We start from the raw sequence: 8129 nt of genomic DNA on the forward strand, positions 1-8129 counted from the left end.
TCCGTCGGGCACGCCTCGGCCGAGCCGAGCGGAGCGACGGAGGCCGCGGAGTAGCATCCGGCGGAGGCTACGCCCGCACGTCGACCAGGGTCCGTCCGTGCGCGCGACCCGCGAGCACCGCACCGGCGGAGTCGACGGCTCCAGCGAGCGGCACGGTCGTCGTCAGCTCGTCGAGCAGCGCCAGGTCGAGGTCGTGCGCGAGGCGGCGCCACGCCTCTTCGCGGAGCGTCCGCGGAGCCTCCACCGAGTTGATGCCGACGAGCGTCACCCCGCGGAGGATGAACGGCATCACGCTGACGGGCAGATCGGGCCCCTGGGCGAGCCCGCAGGCGGCGACGGTGCCGCCCCAGCGGGTCTGCGCGAGGGCGTTGGCGAGGGTGTGCGAACCCGCCGAGTCGACGGCTCCGGCCCAGTGCTCGGACTGCAGCGGCCGGCCGCCCTCCTGGAGCTCCGCACGGTCGAGCACGTCCGAGGCTCCGAGGCGCAGGAGCAGCGCTCCGTGCTCGTCGATGCGGCCGGTCGAGGCGACCACCTCGTGTCCCAGCCGGGCGAGGAGCGCGACGGCGAGGGAGCCGACGCCGCCCGAGGCTCCGGTCACCAGCACCGTCCGGCGCCGGGGCGCACGCCGTGCCGCTCCAGCGCGAGCACGGCGAGCATCGCCGTGAAGCCGGCTGTGCCGATCGCTCCCGCGCGAGCCGACGAGATCGCCCCCGGCAGCCGTAGCAGCGCGGAGGAGTCGACCCGGGCGCGCTCGGCGAGCCCGCCATCGTGCCGCTCGCCGAGGCCGGCGCCGTTCAGCACCACGCGGTCGCCGGAGTCGAAGCGCTCGGCCGCCTCGCCGTCCGCGTACTCGACGGTGCCGACCAGGTCGATCCCCGCCACCAGCGGCGTCCGCCGCACGATGCCGGGCCTGCCCGCGAGGGCGAGGGCGTCCTTGTAGTTGACGCTCGAGTACTCGACGGCGATCGACACGTCGCCGTGGGAGCGGTCGGGGTCGTCGCGCTCGAGGAGGCGGGCTCGGTTCGGGGTCTCGGAGTCGGAGTCGGAGTGCCGCTCGACGACGATGGCTCGGTACATGGGCCCACGCTACGCCCGCCGGGCCGCGGGCGGGCAGTCAGTTCAGCGCGCGCGTGCCCTCGGGCAGTGCACCTCCGGAGTAGAGGGCGGAGGCTGCGTCCTGCAGCGCGGTCAGCGCGACCCGCTGGGTCCACGGCCCATACGAGACGCGCGCGATGCCGAGCTCCTCCAAGCGCGCCGGTGCCTGCGAGCCGGGGACTCCGATGACGCTGACGCGCTGCCGGCCGACAGCGCCGACGAGCGACTCCAGCTCGGCGTCCGTCAGCAGACCCGGCACGAAGAAGCAGGTGGCGCCGGCATCGAGAAAGGCGCGGCCCCGCTCGATCGCGTCCGCGAGCACCTCGCCGCGGTCGCGGTCGCCGGCCCGCAGGAACACGTCGGTGCGCGCGTTCAGGGCGAAGGGGACCGCCTCCTCCTCGGCCGCGGCGACGGCCTTCTCGACCGCGCGCAGCGCCTGCGGAAGCGGCTTCGCCTGGTCCTCGAGGTTCGCGCCGACGACGCCGATGCCGATCGCGCGGCGCACCGCCTCGCCCGCATCGCCGTATCCCGCCTCCAGATCGGCCGAGACCGGCACCTCGACGGCTGCGACGATGCGCTCGATCATCCCCAGGTGCAGTTCCAGCGGGATCCGCTCGCCGTCCTCGTAGCCGAAGGTCGCCGCGATCGAGTGGCTGGCCGTCGCGACGGCCCGCGTCCCCGGCAGTGCGGCGACCGTGGTGGCGCTGATCGCATCCCAGACGTTCACCACCTGCAGCAACTCAGGGGCGGTGTGGAGGTCGACGAGGGTGCGTCCGTGCGCTTCGATGCTCATGCGACGAGCGTAGGGCCCGAGTGGGAGGCGCACGACACTGCGTCGCAGCCGGCGCACACGACGAGCTGGGCGCGGCAGGCCGGATCGAGGCAGTTGCGCATCCGGCTGGTCGGCGCCGCACACCCTGCGCAGCGCCCCAGCACCTCGGCGTCCGGTGAGAAGGTGACGGAGCCGCGGCCGTCGAAGACGTAGAGCGCGCCGCGCCAGAGACCACGGTCGCGGCGTGCCTCTGCGTAGCGGATGACGCCTCCATCGAGCTGGTATACCTCGCTGAACCCGCGCGCCGTCATCAGGCTCGAGAGGACTTCGCAGCGGATGCCTCCGGTGCAGTAGGTGACCACGGGCCGATCCTTGAGATGGTCGTAGACCCCGGAGTCGAGCTGCTCGACGAACTCGCGGGTGCTGGCGACTCCGGGCACCACCGCCCTGTCGAAGCGGCCGATCTGGGCCTCGAACGCGTTGCGGCCGTCGAAGAGCACCACGTCCTCGCGCTCGGCGACGAGCGCGTCGAGCTCATCGGGCGCGAGACGGGGAGCGGTACCGACGACGCCGCTCGCCTCCACCCGCAGCTCCTCCGGCGCGCCGAACGAGACGATCTCGTCGCGCACCTTGACCGAGAGCCCGGGGAAGTCGAGGCTGCGGCCGTCGTTGTCGAGGCCGGAGCCGTCGCTCCACTTCACCTCGAGCCCGTGGAACGCCGAGTACTCGCGGGTGCGTCGGACGTAGCGCTTCAGCGCCTCCATCTCGCCGCCCAGGGTGCCGTTCACGCCGTGCGACGAGAGCAGGAGGCGTCCCCGCAGCCCCAGCGACTCGCAGAGTTCACGCTGCCACAGCCGCACGGACTCGGGGTCGGCCAACGGCACGAAGCGGTAGAACAGCAGGATCTTCGGCAGCACCGGCACATCCTACGAGGACGTCCTGTCGAGGGCGCGGTGTGTGGCAGCATCGTCGGGTGCCCGACCCCTCCACCACCGTGCCGCACTCGCGGTTCGAAGATGTCTTCGGGCTCGCCACCGGTGCGTTCGTCGTCTCGCTCGGTCTGTACTTGCTGCGTTCGAGTCAGGCGGTCACCGGCGGCACGGCCGGCCTCGCGCTGCTGCTGGGCTACCCGGTCGACCTCCCGTTCGGTGTGATCCTCGTGGCGGTGAACGTCCCGTTCCTCGCGCTCTCGCTGTGGAAGAAGGGCTGGCGCTTCACGCTCCGGACGATGTGCTCCATCCTCCTCGTCTCGCTGCTGGCAGGCCTGCATCCGCTCGCCGTCGGCGACCTGCGCATCGAGCCGATCTACGGCGTGCTGACCGGCGATGTGCTCGCGGGCATCGGGCTGCTCATCCTGTTCCGCCACGGGTCGAGCCTGGGCGGGTTCAGCATCCTCGCCCTTCTCGCCCAGGAGCGGATGGGCTGGCGGGCCGGTTACGTGATGATGGCGCTGGACGCCGGCGTCGTCGTGGCGGCGCTCCTGGTGGTCCCGCCCGTCAACGTGCTCCTCTCGGCGGCGGGCGTCGTGGTGCTCAACCTGGTCCTCGCGTTCAATCACCGGCCGGGGCGGTATCTCGGCTCGTGATCGCCGGCAACCCCTGCGCGCGGAGCGAGTGGTTCCTAGGCTGGAGGAGGTGGGCGCCCGCCCGCCCTTCCCGAACGGAGACCCCGGATGTCCGACTGGACCTACGACCCCTACGCCCGCCTCGGCGAGGTGCCGACCTTCGCGCTCGAGAGCGACGACATCGCCGACGGCCGGCCACTCGCCGCCCGCCACTACGGCGAGGGCTCAGGTGGCGAGGACGTCTCGCCGCACCTGCGCTGGTCGGGAGCGCCGGAAGGGACGAAGAGCTTCGCCGTGACGGTGTTCGACCCCGACGCGCCGACCGGCTCAGGCTTCTGGCACTGGGCCGTGTACAACCTCCCCGCCGACACCACCGAGCTGCCCACCGGCGCCGGCGCGGCCGGGTTCGAGCTGCTGCCGGCGGGTGCGCAGACCCTCCCCAACGAGATGCGGCTGCGCCAGTTCGTCGGAGCGGCGCCGCCGGACCGCGAGCACCGCTACTTCTTCGTGGTGCACGCCCTCGACGTCGAGTCCCTCGACCTCGACCCGGAGTCGACTCCCGCGATCCTCGGCTTCACCGCACACTTCCACACGCTCGCGCGCGCGCAGATCATCGCCACTGCGACCCCGGACGGTGCGACGGGCTGAGCCCGGCGGCGCTCGCCCAGGGAGGGCGGACACCCGGCGGGGTCGCGGTCCTGCTCCGAGCCCGGCCGATCCCGCCGTCGAGTGCGCGTCGGAGGCGGCCGGGCTAACCGAAGAGAGTGCGCGCCTCCTCGTAGCGCGAGTCGGGCACGGTCTTGAGGGTGCCGAGCGCCTCGGCGAAGTCGACGTGGTAGATGTCGGTGCCGCGCAGGGCGACCATGCGGCCCCAGTGCTCGGCGACGACGGAGTCGATCGCGGCCATGCCCAGGCGGGTCGCGAGCACGCGGTCGAACGCGGTGGGAGTGCCTCCACGCTGGATGTGGCCGAGGGTCGTGGCGCGGGTCTCGATGCCCGTCCGCTCCTCGATCATCGGGGCGAGCATCTCGCCGATGCCGCCCAGGCGTGGCCGGCCGAAGGCGTCGAGGCCGCGCTCGGAGTGGGCGTCGTCCATCGTGTCGAGCGAAAAGCCCTCGGCGACGACGACGAGCGGGGCGCGACCGCGGTCCTGTGCGCTCTGCACCCACTCGACGATCTGGTCGATCGAGGTGCGCTTCTCGGGGATGAGGATCACGTGCGCGCCGGCGGCCATCCCCGAGTGCAGGGCGATCCAGCCGACGTGGCGTCCCATCACCTCGGCGACCATGCAGCGTCCGTGGGAGTCGCCGGTGGTGCGGAGGCGGTCCATCGCGTCGGTCGCGATGCCGACGGCCGTGTCGAAGCCGAACGTGTAGTCGGTGGCTCCGAGATCGTTGTCGATGGTCTTGGGCACCCCGACGATCTTGAGGCCCGCATCGGTGAGGCGCTTGGCCGCCGCGAGCGTGCCCTCGCCTCCGATCGCGATGATCGAGTCGATGCCGTTGCGCTCCATCATCTCGGCGATGCGCTCGGGACCGCCGTTGTCGCCCTCGAACGGGTTCGTCCGGCTGGTGCCGATGATCGTGCCGCCCTGCTTGGCGATGCCCTGGATCTCGGGCCGACCCAGCGGCACGAGATCGCCGTCGACCACACCGCGCCAGCCGTTGCGGAAGCCGACGAACTCCTGGTCGTACACCTTGATGCCCTTGTAGACGGCCCCGCGGATGACAGCGTTCAGCCCTGGGCAGTCGCCGCCGGAGGTCAGGATCCCGATCTTCACCCGCTCAGGTTAGAGGACACGGTGAACGGATGTGCACGCGGACGACGACGGGCCCCTCCTCGCCGCCTCGAGGAAGGGCCCGTCATCATGCGTCGCGCTAGTTGGCCTGGCTGGTGTTGAGTTCGCCGTTCACGCCGCGGGGGAAGAATCCGCCGGTGCGCGAGGCCTTGGGGGTGAGGTAGACGACGTTGAGCACCTGGCCGGGGTTCCGGCTGAAGGCGATCGAGCTGGCGTCGGCCGGGACGATGTTCGCCTGGCCGCCGACCTTCACGCCCTGGTCGACGTCGGTCTTCCCGTCGAGGCTGTCCCGAGCATCCGAGAGCCTGCCCGCCGAGTCCGACAGGTCGGCCGCGTAGAGCGCCGAGCGGATGGCTCCCGCGTGGTACGCCTCCACCGCCAGGATGCCCGCTGCAGCATCGAGGTACGTCTTCGACTGGATGAGGGGAGCGGCACCCTTGTATGCGGTGACTCCCACGTCCTCGAAGACGAAGGCGCCGAGCAGGAAGTTGGCCTCGCTCGCGAACGGGTCGAAGCTTCCTCCCGGCTTGATCAGCCCGGCCGCCGTGGCGGCCGCGGTGAAGCTGGCCTTGAGGTCGATCGCCGGGCGCGCGACGGCGGCGGTGCCGAGGGCCCCGCGGAGGAACTTGACGTGCGCCTTCTCGTCGTTCGCGACCTCGGTGGCGAAGCTCTTGAGCCACGGGGTCGTGAAGGTGACGGGTCGGCCGCCGATGACGCCGCCGGGCGTGCCCCTGCCGGTCACGTCCGAGCCACCGAGTCCGCTGCCGTAGACGGCGCGGAGGTAGAACTCGGCCTCGAGGTACTCGAGGTTGAGGGCGAAGTTGAGGATCGAGGCGTCGCTGGGGCCGCTGGCAGCGACCTCCTCGGCGGAGGCGGTGGGTGCGGCGAGGGCCGCGGCACCGATGCCGAGACCGGCGACTCCCGTGGCCTCGAAGAAACGGCGACGGTCGAGAGCTGTCTCGGAGCTCCGGGCGATCGCTGTGCGGATGAAGGTCGTGTCGAACATGTGCGCATCTCCAGTGATAGGCGGGTGCCGGGCGGCTTCAGCGCCGCCTCGACAGCGCGAAGCTACGCCCGGGATCTCGCTCCTGACCAGTGCAATCCGTGGATCGGACGTGCGCATGTGTTCTGGCCGTCTGGACCAATCCGCCGGGCGTGTCGCTCCGAACACGTGGTGCATGGGGGCTCTGCGCAGACCGCCTCCAGCCCATGTCGGACCCTGCGGTTAGCATCGCTGCGTGCCGACCACTGCTCCCGCGTCCTCTCCCTCCTGGGCGACGGTCTACGCGCCGGTCGAGCCCGTGGATCTCGCGCTCACGATCCGCACCCTGCTGCGCGGCTCGGGTGATCCGACGATGCTGATCGACGCCTCCGGCTTCTGGCGGGCGTTCCGCACTCCGCTCGGTCCCGGCACGCTCCATCTGCGGCAGGCCGTCGACGGCTCGGTGCACGCTCGCACCTGGGGCGAGGGTGCCGAGTGGCTGATCGATCACGTCCCCGAGCTGCTGGGCCACGGTGACGACTGGAGCGGCCTCGACCTCTCGGCGCACACGCCGCTCGCGGAGGTGCTCCGCCGCTCCTCCGGTCTGCGGCTCACCCGCGCGAACTTGGTGTTCGAGATGCTGGCGCCCTCGATCCTCGAGCAGAAGGTCACCAGCACGGAGGCGTGGCGTGCGTACCGCATGCTTGTGCGGCTGCACGGCGAGCCGGCCCCCGGCCCGGTCGCGCTGCACGTGGCTCCGAGTGCGGAGCAGTGGCGGCGTGTCCCCTCGTGGGATTGGCACCGCGCGGGCGTCGATCCCCGGCGCTCCCGCACCCTTCTGACGGCGGCGCTGGTCGCCTCCGGCCTCGAGCGCACCCTCGCACTCGGCAGGGGAGGGGCGGAGGTGGCCCGCCGGCTGCAATCGGTGCCGGGGATCGGGCCGTGGACCGCCTCCGAGGTGATGATGCGCGCGCACGGCGACCCGGATGCGGTCAGCGTCGGCGACTACCACCTCGCCTCCTCCGTCGGCTTCGCGCTGAGCGGGCGCCTGGGTGTCGACGACGACGGGATGCTCGAGCTGCTCGAGCCGTGGCGCGGGCACCGGCAGCGGGTCATCCGGCTGATCGGCTGCAGCGGGGCCAGGAAGCCCCGGCACGGCCCTCGACTGACGATCCAGGATCATCGGTGGCACTGAGACGCTCCTCCACAGCCCGGGATCGGCCGGGAGTCGGCCGGAGCACCGCGTCACGCCCGGCCTGCGCGCCGAGTCGGGCCTAGCCTCGAAGGATGGAGCAGTCGACGACCTCAGGTGTGCCCGGCAGCGACCCGGAGCGCGAGCCCGACGACGCCGTGGTGCAGCCCGAGGGCGCCGACGACGGCGTTGAGGAGGCGTCTGAGCAGAGCGCGACGAGGGCCGACGGCGAGGGGGATGCCACGGTCGATGACGAACCGGTCGTCGAGGACGAGCCGGTGGGGGAGGTCGAGGCTCGTGGGGCGGCAGACCCGGCAGAGGTCGGCGGCGAGGAGGAGCCCGTCGCGGAGGAGGAGCCCGTCGCGAGCGCGGAGCCGGTGTCCGACGGAGAGCCTGCTGCTCCGACTCCGCTCGACTCCGTCGACCTGCCGATGACCGAGCGGGTCGAGGCGCTGGTGCGCCGCTGGCTGGCGCGCAGCCGCGAGTTCCCGGTCGAGCCGGCCGCCCAGCGCCTGGCCGGGGTCCTCGAGGATCCGAACGGTCTCGACTTCACCGTGGGCTTCGTCGACGGCGTCGCCCGCCCCGAAGACCTGACGGTCGCCGCCGAGAACCTGGCGGCGCTCACCGCGAAGACCCCCGCCTTCCTCCCCTCCTACCTGCGCGCCGCCATCACCGCGGGCGGCGCCGTCGGCCCGGTGCTGCCGTGGGTCGTCGTGCCCGCCGCCC

General features: G+C 72.3%; 9 protein-coding genes and 1 pseudogene. 4 read left to right on the plus strand and 6 right to left on the minus strand.

The genetic code is table 11. From position 1 onward, the window contains the following. Positions 1 to 67: 67 nt before the first annotated feature. Genes ACH61_RS19375 through trhO form a run of 4 tightly spaced genes read right to left on the minus strand, consistent with a single transcriptional unit; the run spans position 68 to position 2781 of the window. Positions 68 to 598 (minus strand): zinc-binding dehydrogenase, encoded by a 531-nt coding sequence (locus tag ACH61_RS19375; protein WP_413784039.1) that lies wholly within the window; start codon positions 596 to 598, stop codon positions 68 to 70. Further along, positions 595 to 1077, minus strand: coding sequence for an alcohol dehydrogenase catalytic domain-containing protein (locus ACH61_RS19380; protein ID WP_413784040.1), 483 nt, complete (start codon positions 1075 to 1077; stop codon positions 595 to 597). Before ACH61_RS19380 ends, ACH61_RS19375 begins: the two co-directional genes overlap by 4 nt. Positions 1078 to 1114: 37 nt before the next feature. Next, entirely contained in the window at positions 1115 to 1888 is a 774-nt protein-coding gene (locus tag ACH61_RS12745) for an isocitrate lyase/PEP mutase family protein (protein WP_068212557.1), read from the minus strand. Next, positions 1885 to 2781, minus strand: a complete 897-nt coding sequence (gene trhO, locus ACH61_RS12750) for an oxygen-dependent tRNA uridine(34) hydroxylase TrhO (protein WP_461786696.1) — start codon at positions 2779 to 2781, stop codon at positions 1885 to 1887. Before trhO ends, ACH61_RS12745 begins: the two co-directional genes overlap by 4 nt. Positions 2782 to 2840: 59 nt before the next feature. Between trhO and ACH61_RS12755 the strand changes: the two genes are divergently transcribed. Both ACH61_RS12755 and ACH61_RS12760 read left to right on the plus strand, forming a co-directional pair. Beyond that, positions 2841 to 3452: a YitT family protein gene (locus ACH61_RS12755; RefSeq protein WP_236713682.1), complete on the plus strand. Its 612-nt coding sequence runs from the start codon at positions 2841 to 2843 to the stop codon at positions 3450 to 3452. A gap of 87 nt (positions 3453 to 3539) precedes the next feature. Further along, on the plus strand, positions 3540 to 4079 hold the full coding sequence (locus tag ACH61_RS12760) for a YbhB/YbcL family Raf kinase inhibitor-like protein (RefSeq protein WP_068212574.1): 540 nt from the start codon (positions 3540 to 3542) through the stop codon (positions 4077 to 4079). A gap of 103 nt (positions 4080 to 4182) precedes the next feature. Here the strand turns inward: ACH61_RS12760 and ACH61_RS12765 are convergent, their stop codons facing one another. Continuing rightward, complete coding sequence (locus ACH61_RS12765) at positions 4183 to 5211, minus strand: 6-phosphofructokinase (RefSeq protein WP_068212577.1); 1029 nt, start codon at positions 5209 to 5211, stop codon at positions 4183 to 4185. A 97-nt stretch (positions 5212 to 5308) separates the two neighbouring features. After that, entirely contained in the window at positions 5309 to 6235 is a 927-nt protein-coding gene (locus ACH61_RS12770; protein WP_068212580.1) for a ferritin-like domain-containing protein, read from the minus strand. A 232-nt stretch (positions 6236 to 6467) separates the two neighbouring features. Here ACH61_RS12770 and ACH61_RS12775 point away from each other — a divergent pair, with 232 nt between their 5' ends. Both ACH61_RS12775 and ACH61_RS17970 read left to right on the plus strand, forming a co-directional pair. Next, entirely contained in the window at positions 6468 to 7406 is a 939-nt protein-coding gene (locus tag ACH61_RS12775) for a DNA-3-methyladenine glycosylase family protein (RefSeq protein ID WP_068212583.1), read from the plus strand. A gap of 92 nt (positions 7407 to 7498) precedes the next feature. After that, a pseudogene (locus ACH61_RS17970) lies at positions 7499 to 8129 on the plus strand (hypothetical protein); the annotation flags it as partial.

The organism is Rathayibacter tanaceti (assembly GCF_001634385.1).
In the GTDB taxonomy this organism is placed as follows: domain Bacteria; phylum Actinomycetota; class Actinomycetes; order Actinomycetales; family Microbacteriaceae; genus Rathayibacter; species Rathayibacter tanaceti.

Excerpts from the sequence above, each read along its gene's own strand:
- ACH61_RS19380 (WP_413784040.1), bottom strand. The coding sequence starts at position 1,077 with ATGTACCGAGCCATCGTCGTCGAGCGGCACTCCGACTCCGACTCCGAG.
- ACH61_RS12745 (WP_068212557.1), bottom strand. The coding sequence starts at position 1,888 with ATGAGCATCGAAGCGCACGGACGCACCCTCGTCGACCTCCACACCGCC.
- ACH61_RS12760 (WP_068212574.1), top strand. The coding sequence starts at position 3,540 with ATGTCCGACTGGACCTACGACCCCTACGCCCGCCTCGGCGAGGTGCCG.
- ACH61_RS12770 (WP_068212580.1), bottom strand. The coding sequence starts at position 6,235 with ATGTTCGACACGACCTTCATCCGCACAGCGATCGCCCGGAGCTCCGAG.